Raw genomic sequence first — 16373 nt, 5'->3', positions numbered from 1 at the left:
TTTGCGGCCCGCATCGGGCCAATGAGGTGTGGATGATCGAGTTCAAACTGCCGTCGTTGGGCGCGGACATGGACCAGGGGACGTTGCTCGAGTGGCGGGTCAAGCCTGGCGACAAGGTTCGGCGGGGCCAGGTGGTCGCCGTCGTCGACACGGCCAAGGCGGCGGTGGATGTGGAGTGCTGGCACGACGGTGAGGTATTCCAGCTGCTCCTCGAGCCCGGCGGCAAGGTACCGGTCGGCACCTTGATCGCGACACTGCTGGAGGCGGGCGAATCCGCCGAAACCGCCCCGCGCAGGCCGGAACCGGAAGTCGCCGCTCCTGAGACCAACCAGCACCCGGCACCGACCCGGCACAAGGTGTCGCCGGCCGCACGTCGGCGCGCCGGTGAGCTTGGCATCGACCCGGACAGCTTGTCGGGGAGCGGACCTCACGGCGTCGTGTCGCTGGAGGACGTGGAGCGGGCCGCCACCGCCAACACGCCCGTCGACCGTGCCGCAGCCATGCGCCAGGCAATTGCCGAGTTGATGAGCCGATCCAAGCGTGAGATTCCGCACTACTACCTGTCGGAGACCATTTCCCTCGCAGCCTGCCTGGCGTGGTTGAGTACCTACAACGCCGCGAAACCGCCCCAGGAGCGCCTGCTGCCGGCTGCCATGCTGCTCAAGGCGGTCGCCCTGGCATTGCGCCGGCACCCGCAGTTCAACGGCTGCTGGAAGAACGGGGCGTTCCAGCCCACCGCGGGTACCCACCTGGGCGTTGCCATTGCGCTACGCCAGGGCGGGCTGGTCGCTCCGGTGCTGCAGAACGTGGCGGAAAAGGGCCTGGCGCAGGTGATGTTCGAACTCGGCGACCTGGTGGCGCGGGCGCGCAATGGCTCTTTGCGCAGTTCGGAGTTGGCGGAGGCGGGCCTGACGGTGACCCAGATGGGTGATCAGGGCGCGGAGTCCGTGTTCGGCGTGATCTATCCACCGCAGGTGGCATTGGTCGGTTTCGGCCGCATTTCGGAGCGGCCCTGGGTCGAGGACGGCAAGCTTTGTGTCAGACCCACCGTCGTGGCGAGTCTGGCGGCTGACCATCGGGCCAGTGACGGGCACGCTGGTGCCCGCTTCCTCGCTGAGATCGAGCAACTGTTGCAGACACCCGAGCTGCTAGGGGGAACGAATGATGAATGACGAGGAAATTCGCCGGCAGGTGCTGGACGCGCTGAAGACGGTTGCGCCCGAGATCGAACCGCAGTTACTGCGCGCTGATCGCCCCCTGCGCGAAGACGTGGACCTGGACTCGATGGATTGGCTGCGGTTCCTCGGCATGCTGCATCAGGCCACCGGGGTGAGCATTCCGGAAACGGATTACCGGCAACTCGACAGCCTTGACGCATTGGTGGCCTATCTCGGCCAGCGGCTCCGCTGAGGGCTGACCTCGGTGAGCGGGGACACATGCGAGCCTGGTCCTACGACGCAGCCCTGGCGCCTTTGACCGGTACGCTGCTCAAACCACGCGCCAGGGGGGCAAATTCGTCAGGGGTCAGGGATTCCTTTTCCTGAAGGAGGCGAGCGCCTCGGTCAAGGTCGCTGCGGCGTTCAGTCAGCAGCGCCTTTGCACGTGCATAGCCCTCATCCAGAAGCTGGCGCACACACAGGTCGACTTCCCGCGCCGTCTGTTCCGAATAGTCCTTGTCGTGCGCCAGCGGGAAATGATCGCCCAGGTAGGCTCCGCCCTGTTTCTCCAGCACGGCCTGGCCCAGCTCGTCGCTCATGCCGAACCGCGTGACCAGTTGCCGAGCGATGTCCGTGGCCTTGGCCAGGTCGTCGGCGGCACCCGTGGAGATTTCTCCCAACGCCAGGAATTCCGCGGCGCGTCCGGCCAGGAGCACCACGATGCGATCCTTCAGCTCCTGCTTGCTGACCAGGAAGTGGTCTTCGGTCGGGCGCTGCAAGGTATAGCCCAGGGTGCCGAAGGAGCGGGGAATGATGGACACCTTGTGCACCGGGTCCATGCTCGGAATGGCGACTGCAACCAGGGCGTGGCCCATTTCGTGATAGGCCACCCGCCGGCGTTCCTCGGGTTGCAGCAGCCGGCTCTTGCGCTCGATACCGGCAACGATACGTTCCACGGCGATGTTGAAGTCGCCCATGTGCACCGCGTCATCGCCTCGGCGGGTTGCCGCCAGTGCGGCTTCATTGACGAGATTGGCCAGTTCGGCGCCGGTAAACCCGGTGGTTATTGCGGCTACCTGGTCGCAATCGACGTCGCTACCGGCGCGGATTTGCTTGAGGTGCACCCGAAGGATCGCCGCACGGCCACGGCGGTCGGGCCGGTCGATCAGGATCTGCCGGTCGAAACGGCCTGCGCGCAGCAGTGCCGGGTCCAGTATCTCGGGTCGGTTGGTGGCGGCCAGCAGCACGACCCCTTCGCGAGGGTCGAACCCATCCAGCTCGGCGAGCAATTGGTTGAGGGTCTGTTCCTTTTCGTCATTCCCGCCCCAGGAGCCCATGCCGCGCATCCTGCCCAGTGCATCCAGTTCGTCGATGAAAATGATGCAGGGGGCCGCCTTGCGCGCCTGCTCGAACAGATCGCGGACGCGCGCGGCGCCAACGCCCACGAACATCTCGACGAATTCCGAGCCGGAGATCGAGAAGAACGGCACGCCTGCCTCGCCCGCTACGGCCTTCGCGACAAGCGTCTTGCCGGTGCCTGGCGGCCCGACCAGCAGAATGCCTTTCGGTACCCGCGCGCCCAGCCGGCTGTACTGTGGCTGGTCCTTGAGGAAGGACACGACTTCCTCCAGTTCGGCCTTGGCCTCGTCTATACCGGCCACATCATTGAAGGTGACGCCTGTGTCGCGCTGCACGAAAACCTTGGCGCGGGACCGGCCGACGTTGACCAGGCCGCCCAACCCCTGTTTTTCCGCCAGGCCCCGAAAAAGAAAGCTCCAGAGAGCGAAGATAAGCACGAGCGGCAGGAACCAGCCGAGCAGGGTGCTGATCAGTGTGTTTTCGCGTATGCCCGTGAAGCGTACGTCGGCATAGGCCAACTCGTCGGCAAGGGCAGGTTCCACCCGATTGGTGACGAAGTGGGCTCGACCATTGATCGGTTCTTTCAACGTGCCGGAGATGCGTTGATCGGTGATCTGCAGTTCAGCGAGCTTGTTCTGCTGCAAAAGGATCAGGAATTCGCTGTAGGGGAGGGTTTCGACGGCACGCTGTTCCGTCCACCAGCTCTGCAGCAACATCAGCGCGCTGAAGGTGACGATGAAGTACCAGATGTTCCACTGATGCTGCTTCTCCATGACGGCCCCTCCTGCTGGAATCGCGGAAGCAAGCGCCTGCGAACGCTCACTGTTCGAGTCTGATCGCGTCGTGGCGGGCCGAGTTGATGCGCATCAAGTCGTTGCAGTGTTCGGGGGGCGTTGTAGGGGCGATATCAATCGCCAGGCAGGCCGCAGGGCTGCCCTGGTGGCCGGGGGGGCAACTGCGTTGCCCTTGGCGAATGAATTCGCCCCTACAAGGGAAAAACCGCGGTTTGTAGGATGGCGTGGAGCGAAGCGATACCCATCAACGAAGCGACATTCAGTGCTCGGCCAGTATCCGTTCGTGAACGTACTGCCTGAACTGTTCAGCCGGCAGCGGGCGGGAGAACAGGTTGCCTTGGTAGGTCTGGCAGCCATGGGTGGCCAGGAAAGCGCGTTGCGCTTCGGTCTCCACGCCCTCTGCGATCACCGAGAGCCCGAGAATCTGGCTCAGGCTGATGATCGCGCAGGCGATGGCCGCATCGTTGGGATCGACCAGCACATCCCTGATGAATGACTGGTCGATCTTGAGCTGGTCCAGCGGCAGGCTCTTCAGGTAGGAGAGTGACGAGTAGCCGGTGCCGAAATCATCCAGCGAAAGGCCGATGCCGATCTCCTTCAGTTCGATCATCTTGGCGACGGTACTTTCCATGTCCTCCACCAGCAGGCCTTCGGTCAGCTCCAGCTTCAGTTTCTTCGGATCGGCCCCGGTGTACCGCAATACGGTCAGTACTTCTTCGACGAAGTCGGGATGGTGGAACTGACGGGCACTGACGTTCACCGCCACCACCAGCCGGGCGGTTTCCGGATGCCTGGCCCAGGCCACCAGCTGGGCGCAGGCGGTTTGCAGCGCCCAGTGGCCCAGCGGCAGGATCAGCCCTGTCTCTTCGGCCAGCGGAATGAACATGGCAGGCAACACGAGACCGCGCTCGGGGTGTTGCCATCTCATGAGCGCCTCTGCGCCGATGATGCGGCCCTCGATGTTCACCTGCGGTTGGAAATGCAGCAGCAGCTCCTTGCCCTGCAGACCCTGGCGCAAATCCGCTTCCAGCCGGGCGCGTGCGGTGGCGACTGCCTGCATCTCGGGGTCGAAGAAACGCAGCGTGTTGCGCCCCGCCGCCTTGGCGCGATACATCGCGAGGTCGGCGCGCTTCATGACGTCGTCAACCGAATTCAGCTGCCCCTGGAACAGCGCGATGCCCAAGCTGGGCGTGCTGTGGTGCTCGTAGCCATCCATCTGGTAGGTGATGTTGAGCGCGTTGAGGATTTTTTCGCAGACGGCCCTGGCCTGGATAGCGGCATCTGGCGGATTTTCGTTGAGCCCTTCGAGCAGGACGACGAACTCATCCCCGCCCAAGCGGGCTACGGTGTCACTTTCGCGGATGCAACCGCAAAGGCGGTGGGCCACTTCCTGCAGCAACATATCGCCACGGTCATGCCCCAGGGTGTCGTTCAGCGCCTTGAAATTGTCCAGGTCGATCAAAATCACGGCGCTCGTGTGCAGATTGCGGGCACCGCCGGCCAATACATGCTGCAAGCGGTCCAGGAGTAGCCGGCGGTTCGCCAGGCCGGTCAGTTGATCGTAGAAGGCCAGGCGTCGGACCTCCTGTTCGGCGGCTTTGCGGTGGGTGATGTCCGTGTTGATGGATAGAACGGATTGCGGCCGGCCGTTATCGTCGCGTACCAGGGTTCGGTGGCTTTCGAAGGTGATCGTGCTGCCATCCCGGCGTCGCAGCGTCACTTCACCCGACCAGTCCCCGGTCTCTATCAGGCAGTGGGTGGCCACATCGACAGCCGCGTGCCCCTGGTAGATCAGGTCCTGTGCCGACTTGCCCAGCGCCTCTTCCTTGAACAGCCCGTAGAGCCGCTCGGCGCTCTTGTTCCAGTACAGGATGCGGTGATCCATGTCGTGCACGACGATGGCGTCCTGCGCTTTGTCCAGCAGCGATGCCTGTTGGCGGAACTGCTTTTCGCTTTCGCGCAACCTGGCCAGGTAGCCCTCGCGCTCAGCTGCGTGCGCTTCCATTTCGCGCTTGATCCGGCGGCCATAGAACACCGCCGCGCTGACCATCAGCAGCACGAACAGCATGATGGAGTACTCGATCCGTCGCAGTTCTTCGACTGACGCCAGTTCCTCTTCCAGCAGCTTGCTCTGGATCAGGCCAACGCGCTCCCGCACCGCGGCCAGCGCGTCGAGCAGCTTGGCGTATCGCCTGTCCATCGTCGCCATGCGCTTGCCGGCGTCGTCCGATTGGCCTTCCCGGAAAAAGGAGAAGATCAGCGAGGCCTCCTTAACCATCTCGCCCATCGCAGTGTCGACTTCGGCCACCTCGTCCTTCAATGCCAGGGTGAAGACCTGGATCTCGGCGCTGTGCTCTGCCTGATGGGCGATTCGCTCCTGCAGTTGCTGCTTGACGGTGGAAAGGTGTTCGTTGAAGGCCAGCAAGGCCGCCGTCATATTGCGCGACTCGGCTTCGACATCGTGGGTGTCGAACACGTTGTTGCCAGGGGCGTTCACTTCCGATGCCAGGCTGCCCAGTGTCGAGTAGGCCGACAGTTGCTGGACCCAGGACTGGTTCGCCTTGATGGAGCGGTGATAGGTGTCGACGATCAGGTGGTTCAGCAGCACGCTGAGCACGACGACCAGTACGTCGAAACCCGCGAGGAAGAAGTACATGCGGTGCCACCTGGTCGAGCGTGGCTTGTCGGAATGGCTGGATAGGGCCTGGTTGGCAGCGCTTTCTCCTTCGAAAGAATCCATTTCACGATCTCCAGGCAAAGTCCCTGTAACGGCGTCGCGCAAACGTCCACTCAGGCGCTGCATCTGCAAATGGATACAGCTGGGTGATAGTCGAGACTGGATATGACCGGAGCGGCCTGGGCCGCATCGATGGGGCTCGACTATGGCCTAAGCATAGCCGTGAAATGGCCACTATTCGGCCGGACGACTGCTGGCTTTTCAACTGCGACTGTAGTGGTGTCCTGGCCCCGAAAGCGGAAGCCAGGGCGTAGGCCCTGGCTTCCGGTTGTTTTCGTTGATCGCCGTTTCGACGAGTCAGTAGTGGATCAGCTCGACGACAACGGCAGCATTGAATGGCCCGACCTTGGGTTGGTCTTCCCGCCAGATCAGGTCGGCCCGGAAGGGAACCCTGACGACTTCGCGATAGGAGGCGCTGTGCAGGTTGAACCACTTGTTGAAGGGCGCTTTGGTTCTGTTATCGGCCCTTACCAGGGAGATACCGACCGAGGGGTTGTCGTCGGGAACGAGCATGCCGGCAGCATCGGTGGCGGTGACCGGTGTGAACTTGGCTTCAGAGGTAAACAGGTCGCGGGAGCACGTCCTGGATATTTCAAGGTTGAAGTCGACGGCGCTGGCGACCTTGCCCCGTTGTGCATCCCGTGCGTGGACCATGGGGAAGGTGATGTGATCGGGAACGATGTTGAGTGTGGGAGTACAGGCGGAAGAGCGTAAAAGTTGCAAGTTGTAGACAGTAGGGTTGAACATCTGTCTGGCTGACAGGGATTTTTCACGGTCTACGGTGAATACAGTGTATGCCGCCACTTGGGTGGCTTGGCCCGACGGTGGAAAGACGCCGCGCTTGATCACGACAATGCTGTAATCGAGGGTGAAATTGGCACGCCGCTCACACATGCCCGGAATTCCGTCGATTCCGCACACCTTTTCTGTCTGAATGCCGGTAGGGATTTTCTCTCCCGCGCGCGTGTATATCTTTCCGTTGAAACGCATCCCCACTTCAATGCCGCCATCGATTACGTGGTTCTTCGGATTCACGTAGATGGAAATGGGGATCTGATCTGTGATGATCCCAGGATCGGTTCCGTCCGTCTTACAAGTCACTGATCGGCTGAACGTTTCGGATTCCCAGGCGATGGTTCCATCCTCCAGGTCGGCGCCGATGGCCAGTCCCCTGGGCAACACAAAAGTTCCACCGTTTCCAGAGCAAAGCAGTGCGAAGCTGGTGGAGGGGTGAAGGAGTATCAACAGTAGCGTTGGAAGAATGAGTTTCCTGATGTAGCGCATGGGTCGGGTGTCCTGAATCCATTTCTCGATCATCGATGGCCGCACGCGTACGCATGAGGGCGAACGGCCGTGAGTAACGCCAGATTTTGTGGGGCATCACTTTCTGTGTTGCGGGAAATGAGGACAAGGCGAGGACGTATGCGCGGGTTGTGCTAAATGTCCGAGCGCGTTGTAGGCGGATGGGAGGGCGATAGCGTCGGAGCTAACACAGGGCAGCTTTTACCCATATTGAATGCCGCTGCGTTCTGCGCAAAAAGGACCGTCACGGTGCCAAGGCGCAATCCGGCACGTCATACCGTGACAGTCAAACTCACGAACGATGAGCATTCTTAAAATGCATCGTTTTCGCATCGTGCGGTGCGCCGCTAAGGTCGTGCATTTGACCGTCCGGAGTTTGGGTCGAGCGCGGATGGTGGGGCGGTGAAGCGTGATCCACCCGAACGGATGTGCCGGGTGCAGCGAAGGTTCGGTGTGGCATTAGTGTTTGGCGGTTTGACCGTGACGGATGAGTTCGATCCGCAAATCCGCTTCATAGGGCGGGACGTGGCACTCGACGATGTCTCCAGGTGCGGCCTGCAGGCGAATGCCCACGATATCGGCACGGACTGGCTGGGTGCTGGTGCAGCGGTCCACCAGGACGGCGGTATGCACTCGGCGTGCGCCCTGTTGCGCCAGATAGGCGCAGGTGCGCAGCAGTGAGTGGCCCTCGTAGAGCACATCGTCAACTACCAGCAAGGGCAGTTCTGCCAGGTTCAGGGCCGCAAGCTCGTCATTGCCGGTGAGCGAGGTTTCCGGGTGGAGCAGTGTGAGGTCGTCGGCATAGCGCTTTACCTTGAGCGGGTAGAGCGGTGGTTCCGGGGCGTCGGTCAGGGCGCGGAAGTGCGCCTGGAGCAAGCCCGCGAGCGGGTCTCCCCGGCGCAGGATGCCGACCATGGCAAAGGGCGTGCCGGAGTAGCAGGCGACGATCTGCCGTGCCATGGCTGCCAGCACGAGGTCGATTTCTTCTGCGTCATACAGGCAGATGCGATCGGTCACGGATCAGCCCCTGGCGTCAGTCGGCGTCGTGGATCAAGCCGTAGCGGGCTACAAGGGTCGCCGCGATGCTCTCGGCGGTCTCCACAACGACCAGGCGACCGGCTTTCAGGGCCCGTTCCACGCCCGGCAGGGGGACGCTGTCGCTGATCGCGACGCCCTGCAGCAGGGGTGACTCCAGCATCCCCGTGCCCTCGGTGAAGAGGCCGTGGGTGGCCATCGCGAAGATTCGGCGTGCACCTCCGGCATGGCAGGCCTGGGCTGCGCGCAGGAGGGTGGAGCCGGTGCTGATGAGGTCGTCCAGGAGGATCACGGTGCAGCCCTCGACTTCGCCCACGAGCATGCCGCCGCTCAGCGTTTCATCGCGCCGATATTTTTCGACGCAGGCATGGCCGATTGCACGGCCCAGGCGCACCTCGAGCGCTTGCCGGAACAACTCGGCACGTTTGATTCCGCCGAGGTCTGGAGAGGCGACTACCACTGGCCCGCCGTCGTCCCAGCCGATGAAGCCATCCGCGAACAGCCGGGCGTTGTCCAGGTTGACGGTGGGAATCCGGAAGGCATTGTCCAGGGCGGCCTGATTGTGCGCTTCCATGGTGATCAGGCTGTCGACCCGCGAGGCTTCCAGCAGCGTCGCGATGTAGCGGGTGATCACCTGGTCCTGCGCCTGGATTCGCCGCTCCTTGCGGCTGTAGCAGAGGTAGGGTGAGACCACCAGCAGATGACTCGCGCCGGCATCCTTGATGGCGGAACAGAGGAACAGGAGCCGACACAGCTTGTCGTGCACGCTGAGGCCGGGTTCCGCATAAAGGCCGGCAAACACCACGACTTGCTTCCCGGCGACCGGTTCCAGGGGATGGCACTTGTATTCGCCATCCTCGTAGGTCCGCTCCGCCACTGTTCCCAAGGGAATACCCAGGTGCCGGGCGACCCGTTCCGCAAAGGGGCGCGCCTCATGGAGTGCGAACAGTAGCGGGTTGTCTCGACTCATCGGTTCACCTTCAAACAGGCGGTAACGAGGCCTTTCACCCGTCGGCGCCGGTCAGCCACCGGCGCTGATGTGAGGGACTTCAGGCGGACTTCACCGGGATCAGCTTCTCGGGCTTGATGGTATCCGGGCGTTTGGGCAGTGAAACCGTCAGCACGCCCTTGGTAAAGCTGGCTTCGATGCGTTCAATGTCGACGCCCTTGGGCAGACTGAACGCGCGCTGGAATGCACCGTAATGCCGTTCGGACAGGTGGTAGTCCTTTTGCTTTTCCTCTTTTTCGGCCTTCTTCTCACCACTGATGACGAGGTTGCCATTGGAGAGTCGGATCTGGATGTCCTTCTCTTCCATCCCTGGCAGCTCGGCGGTGACTTCGAATGAGTTTTCCTTCTCGGCAATGTCGATTGCCGGTATGCCGCGTCCGGGGGAGGTACGCCCCCAGAACGAATCGACGTCCGACGTGCTGCGCCCGAGCGGGAAGTGCAGGGGAGACCGGCCGAAATCCTCGAACAGGTGGTCTATCTGCTGGCGAAGGGATTCAAAGGGATGCCATTGCTCCGGTACAGCCGGGGTCGTGGCAGGCGGGGACTTGATCTCTTCAGGACGGCTGCGTTCGGTGTCGGCCATGGTGGTTTGCTCCTCATTCGGTTTCTCGGAACTGCTCTTCAATGATTCTGTGAGCTTGCCCGCGAGGATTTTTGATCTTCGTCAAGTAGTTGATTTCTACCCTTGACCCCCGGTCCGGTTGCGCGACGGGGCAAAGGCTGCGCCGGGTGATTCCTCTACCCGGTCGGAGCGATGGGGATTCCTTGATGTTGATCAATCGCGCCAGCCTGTGCAGGGCATAGCGTGGATTTGACAATCATCGACAAGCGTCGAGCGAGGAACACCATGGGGGTCTACAGGTTGGAACATCCCGAGAAACTGCGGTCACACTTGGCGAACGGTCGCAGGCTTTTCGAGGTGCGCCCGGACGAGGGGGAAACGTGGCGTTGGCAACAGGTGGATGCAGCCGACGTTCAACCTTTCAACGCTCCACTCGATCCCCCCGTCGATACGCCGCGGCGCTTTCTCTTCGCCGAGCGTGAGCTGCTGTTCCGATTCGAGGGCGGCAACTTCTATTCAGCCCTGCCCGAGCCAGCGCCCCAGGTCCTGTTCGGCGTGCACAGTTGCGATCTTCAGGCGATTGCCTATCTGGACCTGGTATTTGCCGATGATCCCCACTACCAGGCCCGTCGGCGAGCTCTGCTGCTGGTAGGACTCGACTGCCACCACAGTTGCAACGCCGGCTTCTGCTCAACCTTGTCGAGCGGTCCGAGCGTTCGCCAGAGCATGGCGGACCTGGTGCTGCTGCCGTTGGAGCGACGCGGCTATCTGTTGCTGGTGACCTCGACAGCGGGAGCAAACGCCCTGGAGGGGCTGGACCTGGAGCCGGCAGAGATGCCGTGGCAAGACGAGCGGGCACGCAATACCGCACAGGTGTCCGCAGCACAGGGCAGCGTCGACGATATCGCCAGCGGTATCGCGGCCATCAACGCCGGGTTGGTGGCGGCGGACACCTGGGAGGCCATTGCACTGGACTTTCTGGGTACGGAAGACTGCGCGAGCCTGTGCCCCACCTGTGCATGCTTCACGGTGGATTTGCAGTCCGTTGGCGATGGTCAATCGTCGATTGGCGAGCGGAGCTGGGATTCCTGCCTGTCCGCAGACTTCCAACTGGAGGCCCAGGGCCATAACCCCAGCAGCAGCGCCGGACAGCGCACGCACCATTTCTGGCTTCATAAGTTTGGCAATGCTTTCAGAAAGCGTTATGGCAGCTATGGCTGCGTCGGTTGTGGTCGTTGCGAACGCGCGCCACGTAAGGGCATCGGAGCGAAGGAGGCGTTGCGCCGGGTTGCCAGACCATGATCTGCCTCACGCCCAGGAGGCTGAAACTGACGAGGCGCCAGAAGGATGGCGACAAGGCGTATGTCCTGCGCTTCGTGATCGAGCACCCCCAGGATGAGGACCTCGCAACCATCCCTGGACAGTTCTTCATGCTGAGTCTGCCGGCCGTAGGGGAAGGGCCGTTCAGTTACCTGGACCTGCCGGATAGCCTGGGAAGCTTCAGTGCGCTCATTCGCTCCAAGGGGCGACTGACCGCTGCGCTCGTGGCGCAGCCCGTAGGAACGGTGCTGGGCTACCGTGGGCCATACGGCGTGGGCTGGCCTTTGCTGATAGGCCGTAATTCCATCCTGATCATTGCCGTGGGCTATGGGCTGGTTTCCCTGGCTTCCTACATCAAGGAAACGTGCAGCTGGCATCTCCCGGCGAATCTGCGGCTGCTGCGTATCAGCAATGGCTGCGCGTCGTTGGAGTTCGATACGGCCTGTGCGCGTTGGAAGCAGGCGTTCAACGTGGCGGAGCTGGTTGTACCTGACATCGCGGACGTCCGGCCCGAAGGTCAGGCGTTGCAGCAAATCGCTCGGCTGCTTGCCGAGAAGCGGCCGAATGCCGTGTTTTGTTGCGGCCCCGAACCGGTCATGCAGGCCGCAGCGGGCTTGTGCGTGGCCAGGGGAGTGGCGCCGGAAAGCATCTGGTTGTCCATCGCGCGGCGTATGTCATGCGGCGTCGGCCTGTGCGGGCACTGCCATTTCGGCACGACCTATGTCTGCATGCATGGCCCGGTTTTCCGCTACGACCATTACTTGCAGCAGCTTCGCCATTGCCAGCCACAGGTGCCACGGCTAGGCGACTGGCTCTGTTGAGGGTGTCACGGCCTTGCTTCGGCGCCTGGGCAGCCGGGTCGTGCGTCAAACAACCCACCCTGGCAGCGACCAGGGGCAATCCGGGAACGCGTGGTAATGCCACGTGGCCCGCAGATCGGAGGTGAACATGAACCCGCAACGTCTGTTACTGATCAGTGACTCGGCCAGTATCGCAACGCCCGCAGTAGCCCGTGCGGCCGCACTGGCAGAGGCGACCGGGGCCATTCTGGATGTAGTGGTCTGCGGCGGCACTGCGGGCAGTCTCTGGCTGCTGGACGAGAAGGTCCGCGAACAGGTCAGGCAGGGCTACCTGCAGCGCCAGCGCGAACTTCTAGGCGAACTCGAGCAGCATTTGCGCGCCAGGGGTATCCAGGTTTCAGTGGAGGCCTTCTGGGCGGATGAGCCGGAGCAGGAGATTCTGCGAATCCTGTCGTCCTCCTCTGCGGACCTGGTCATCAAGGCCACCCGGCACGAATCCGGATTCAAGCGCGCGTTCATTACGCCGCTGGATTGGCAGTTGTTGCGCAGTTGCCCGATCCCCTTGCACCTGGTCACCACGGCGGACAATCCGTTGCCGAAAAAGGTGGCGGCGGCGGTGGACCTGTCGCGCAAGGATGCGGAAAACGACCGGTTGAACGAGCGGATTGTCTCGGTGGCAGAGCAGTTCGCCACGCAATGTGGCGCCCGCCTGCACCTCATTGCGGCTTACGACGTATCTCCGTCATTTCTGGCCTACGCCGCGAGTCCGGTCGGCTGGACCGAAGCCCTTCAGGAAACGCTGACGGGGCACCTGCAAGAAGCCTTCAGCCAATTCGCGTCGCAGCATGGCGTGCCCTCGCATCGCCAGCACTTCCCGACCCTGGTTACCGATCAGGCTCTGATCGCGAAAGCGGGTGAACAGCCGGCTGACCGTTTCTGTCGTCATACCCAGGAAGTTGCCGATATCGCAGCGCTTCATCGGCAGGACGAAGTTCGATGCCGACAGGCCGCGCTGGCTGTAGCGAGCGGAGAGGTTCAGCAGGAACGCGGCGAAGCGCCGCTCTGCGCTGTCCCTCGAGTGGCTGTGACGTTCATGCTCTACATGGATTTCCCGACTCATGATGCCCAGCAGTTGCTTTCGCAGCCCGGGCATCGTCCCCGCCAATTCTTCGAGCTGATGCAAGGGAATGGTGCAGACCGCCGAAGTTTCCAGCGCGACCGAATAGCTGGGGTAATTGACGCTGCCTATGGCGTCCAAACCGATCAGTTCCCCCGGCAGGTGGAATCCAATGATCTGTTCCACGCCGTCGGCGGAGAGCAGGTAGGTCTTGATAGCGCCTGAGCGCAGTGCATAGACGTATTGAACGGGCTCACCCGCGCGGATCAGGTAATCGTGCTTATGAATCGGCCGGTTTCGCTTGATGATGCCTTCAAGCTCGCAGATTTCTGCCTCGAGCAGGCTGACGGGCAGGCAAATACGGCTCAGCGAGCAGTCGTGGCAGTTGATATGCAACCGCGCGTCCGATTTCGGGGTGCTGCTCAGCGAGTCATGTGTCATGGAATGCACCCGTTTGATATTTCAAACACATAGTTTAGGTGGTTGAAGTGCCTTGCGGATGCCTGTTCGTCTGTTTTATGGCGAATTGTTTTCGACGTTTTTTCTTGGGATTTTAAGTCTTTGATTTATCGATATTTAATACTTCTTATCGCCCCGCTTCATACCGTCTGTATCACGCCGTCAGCCTCTGGTCGGGGCGCGCGGACAAATTTGATGCACATCAATTCGCGTGGTTGAGTCCGGCATCAGGCTAGCGTCGACCCCTGTAGGCTTGCCTCTGGCTAGCGGGGAAAACCAAGAAGATGACTGATGTCCAACTGGAGGTGCTCCATGAGCGAATCCGGACGCGTTCTGCTGATCGGCCACACTGTGCAGCCACATTCCGCTGCCTTCCACAGGGCCGTCGCGCTGGCCAGGGCGGGCGACATTCCACTCCACATCGGGATACTGGTCGAACCCCTTGCCATTACGTCGATGGACAAGGAGCTGCGGGAGCGGGTACGCGATAGCCTGGTCAACGGGCAGCACCAGCGTTGGGAAGGGGAAGTGGCAACCTTGCGCGAAAAAGGTGTCCGGGCCACCTGCTCGGTGAGCTGGACTGACGACCCGCTCAGCGAAATCTTGCGCCAGGTGGAAGAGATCAAACCGGAAATCCTGGTCAAGGATATCCATCACGAGTCCGCGCTGAGGCGGGTGTTCACCACGCCGCTGGACTGGCATCTGCTTCGCGATTGCCCCGTGCCGCTGCACCTGGTCAACGAGGCCGGACACCCCAGGCCGAAGCTGGTTGTCGCGGCTGTAGATCCCACCGAGCCGGAGGCCCAGTACTCAGGGTTGAACGATCGGATCATTGGTGCTGCCTCGCGTCTGGCCCTGCAATGCGGCAGTGAGCTCAAGGCGCTCTTCGTGTATGACGCGATTTCGCCGTACGGCCCTAACTTTGCGGAGGCAGGGTCGAACTGGATCGAACTGGTGGAAGAGCTGCGCAAAGCCCAGCATCAGGCATTCGTCGACCTGGCCGAGCGCCATGGCATACCCGCAGAGCATCGCCACTTCGTCATGGGGCATCCGATATTGGGCATCGTCGAGTTTGCCGACTCGGAGAATGCTGACGTCGTCGTCATGGGGCGAGTACACCGCAAAGGGCTGGGCAAGTTGCTCGGTAGCACCACCGAGTCGGTGCTTGCCCGGTTGCGCGGCAGTGTGCTCGCGATCCAGCCGCAAGCGCGATGAACGGCTGGCCTGACCCCGTGGGGGCGGGGCTTTGTCGATCCTCTACCGCCCCCGAGGCCCCCTAGGCCCGCGAGGGCTCCGGTAATGCTGCGATTCCAATACGAACAACAAGCTACGAGCAGCACGCCAGATCCGGCGTGAAGGACTACCCATGCGGAATTCACTGGCACTTGGTGCACGAACACTGTTGATCATCGATCCGAACGGGGTGTGTGACGAACTGATTCCCAGGCTTGAGGCTACGGGGTGGGTAGTTCGCTCTGCCGATCTGAACCGGGCAGGTCGCTATCGATGTGATGTCGGCCTGATCATCCTGACGCCCCGGGACGTGGCGAGTCCCGAACCCATCAAGGACTTGATTCAGCGCAGCGGCAGTGAATGGATCGCCGTTCTCGGCCAGGAGTTGATGGATGGCAAGGGGATCAGTGAGCTGATCGGCCAATGGTTCTTCGACTTCCATACCCTGCCGTTCGACCTGGCGCGGTTGGAGTTCGCGCTGGGGCGCGCGTTGGGGATGTCCCGGGTCCGGCGCCACGGTGCGGCGGTGTCCGAACTCTGCGAAAGCGATTTCATGGTGGGGCAGAGTCCGCAGCTGGTATCCCTTCGTGGCCTGCTGGCCAAACTGGCGCCCACTTCGTCTCCGGTGCTCATCCAGGGCGAGAGCGGAACCGGCAAGGAGCTGGTGGCGCGTACGCTCCATCGGCTGTCCAAGCGCGCCAAAGGCCCATTCATTGCCATCAACTGCGGTGCCATTTCGACGAATCTCATCCAGTCGGAGTTGTTCGGGCACGAGAAGGGTGCTTTTACCGGCGCCCATCAACGCAAGGTCGGACGAATCGAAGCAGCCGATGGAGGCACCCTGTTCCTCGATGAAATCGGTGACCTTCCGCTGGAGATGCAGACGAACCTGCTGCGATTCATGCAGGAAATGACCTTTGAGCGCGTGGGCAGCCATACGTCGATCAAGGTGGACGTGCGAGTGCTGGCGGCCACTCACATCGACCTGGAACGGGCGGTGGCTGAGGGGCGCTTCCGCGAGGATCTCTACTACCGGCTGAATGTGCTTCAAGTGCAGACGACTCCGCTGCGCGAGCGCGCGTCGGACGTTCCGCTGCTGGCCGAATATTTTTCCCGGGTGTATGCCAGTGAGGTTGGCCGTCGCCCGCGATCGTTCAGTGATGACGCGATCGCGGCGATGCTGCGCTATCCGTGGAAGGGCAATGTGCGTGAGTTGGCCAACCGCGTCAGGCGCGGTCAGGTTCTGGCGGAAGGGCGACTGATCGAGCCTGCCGATCTGGGGCTGGCTGCAGACACAGGTGAAATCAAACCGCCGATGACGCTCGACCAATGCCTGTTCCAGGCGGAGCGCCTGGCCATCGACGCTGCCCTCGCGCGCTGCTCGCGGCACATGACCAAGACTGCCCAGGCTCTGGGCGTGTCGCGTCCCACTTTCTATCGCCTGTTGCACAAGCATCGGCTGCTGGGCGATGACCCACAGAGCGCCTGA

General features: G+C 62.0%; 13 protein-coding genes and 1 pseudogene. 7 read left to right on the top strand and 7 right to left on the bottom strand.

Annotation, left to right across the window (positions count from 1 at the left end; all coding sequences use genetic code 11):
- Positions 1-32: 32 nt before the first annotated feature.
- Together FFS60_RS17610 and FFS60_RS17605 are read left to right on the top strand one after the other, a co-directional pair.
- The gene (locus tag FFS60_RS17610; protein WP_028629363.1) at positions 33-1172 is read left to right on the top strand and encodes a dihydrolipoamide acetyltransferase family protein; all 1140 of its coding nucleotides are present in this window, start codon (positions 33-35) and stop codon (positions 1170-1172) included.
- Positions 1162-1410, top strand: coding sequence for an acyl carrier protein (locus FFS60_RS17605; RefSeq protein ID WP_256658105.1), 249 nt, complete (start codon positions 1162-1164; stop codon positions 1408-1410). Before FFS60_RS17610 ends, FFS60_RS17605 begins: the two co-directional genes overlap by 11 nt.
- A 40-nt stretch (positions 1411-1450) precedes the next feature.
- Here FFS60_RS17605 and ftsH read toward each other — a convergent pair whose 3' ends face one another.
- From ftsH to FFS60_RS17575, 6 genes are all read right to left on the bottom strand, one after another.
- Positions 1451-3289, bottom strand: coding sequence for an ATP-dependent zinc metalloprotease FtsH (gene ftsH, locus FFS60_RS17600; RefSeq protein ID WP_137822680.1), 1839 nt, complete (start codon positions 3287-3289; stop codon positions 1451-1453).
- Between the two features lie 280 nt (positions 3290-3569).
- A complete protein-coding gene (locus FFS60_RS17595; protein ID WP_137822679.1) occupies positions 3570-6050 on the bottom strand; it encodes a bifunctional diguanylate cyclase/phosphodiesterase in 2481 nt (826 codons plus the stop codon).
- Between the two features lie 294 nt (positions 6051-6344).
- Positions 6345-7331 carry a fimbrial protein gene (locus FFS60_RS17590; protein WP_171016535.1) on the bottom strand — a complete coding sequence of 329 codons (987 nt, stop codon included), beginning with the start codon at positions 7329-7331 and terminating at the stop codon, positions 6345-6347.
- A 477-nt stretch (positions 7332-7808) separates the two neighbouring features.
- Positions 7809-8366 carry a phosphoribosyltransferase family protein gene (locus tag FFS60_RS17585; RefSeq protein WP_256658103.1) on the bottom strand — a complete coding sequence of 186 codons (558 nt, stop codon included), beginning with the start codon at positions 8364-8366 and terminating at the stop codon, positions 7809-7811.
- 16 nt (positions 8367-8382) lie between these two features.
- Entirely contained in the window at positions 8383-9354 is a 972-nt protein-coding gene (locus tag FFS60_RS17580) for a ribose-phosphate pyrophosphokinase (RefSeq protein ID WP_137822677.1), read from the bottom strand.
- Between the two features lie 79 nt (positions 9355-9433).
- Complete coding sequence (locus tag FFS60_RS17575; RefSeq protein ID WP_028629370.1) at positions 9434-9976, bottom strand: Hsp20/alpha crystallin family protein; 543 nt, start codon at positions 9974-9976, stop codon at positions 9434-9436.
- 222 nt (positions 9977-10198) lie between these two features.
- On the opposite strand from FFS60_RS17575, the gene FFS60_RS17570 reads away from it, so the two are divergent.
- The 3 genes and pseudogenes from FFS60_RS17570 to FFS60_RS29080 form a co-directional block, all read left to right on the top strand.
- Complete coding sequence (locus tag FFS60_RS17570) at positions 10199-11257, top strand: 4Fe-4S dicluster domain-containing protein (RefSeq protein ID WP_256658102.1); 1059 nt, start codon at positions 10199-10201, stop codon at positions 11255-11257.
- Positions 11254-12096 carry an oxidoreductase gene (locus tag FFS60_RS17565; protein ID WP_137822676.1) on the top strand — a complete coding sequence of 281 codons (843 nt, stop codon included), beginning with the start codon at positions 11254-11256 and terminating at the stop codon, positions 12094-12096. The genes FFS60_RS17570 and FFS60_RS17565 overlap by 4 nt, the downstream gene beginning before the upstream one ends.
- 127 nt (positions 12097-12223) lie before the next feature.
- Positions 12224-12637, top strand: a pseudogene (locus tag FFS60_RS29080) (universal stress protein); the annotation flags it as partial.
- A gap of 180 nt (positions 12638-12817) precedes the next feature.
- Here FFS60_RS29080 and fnr read toward each other — a convergent pair.
- Entirely contained in the window at positions 12818-13633 is an 816-nt protein-coding gene (gene fnr / locus FFS60_RS17555) for a fumarate/nitrate reduction transcriptional regulator Fnr (protein ID WP_137822702.1), read from the bottom strand.
- Positions 13634-13963: 330 nt separating this feature from the next.
- Between fnr and FFS60_RS17550 the strand changes: the two genes are divergently transcribed.
- Together FFS60_RS17550 and FFS60_RS17545 are read left to right on the top strand one after the other, a co-directional pair.
- Positions 13964-14866, top strand: a complete 903-nt coding sequence (locus FFS60_RS17550) for a universal stress protein (protein WP_137822674.1) — start codon at positions 13964-13966, stop codon at positions 14864-14866.
- A gap of 151 nt (positions 14867-15017) precedes the next feature.
- Entirely contained in the window at positions 15018-16373 is a 1356-nt protein-coding gene (locus FFS60_RS17545) for a sigma-54 dependent transcriptional regulator (protein ID WP_137822673.1), read from the top strand.

The sequence above is a fragment of the Pseudomonas sp. D(2018) genome, assembly GCF_005502555.1.
In the GTDB taxonomy this organism is placed as follows: Bacteria; Pseudomonadota; Gammaproteobacteria; order Pseudomonadales; family Pseudomonadaceae; genus Metapseudomonas; species Metapseudomonas resinovorans.
This window is presented reverse-complemented; position numbering and strand designations above follow the sequence as displayed.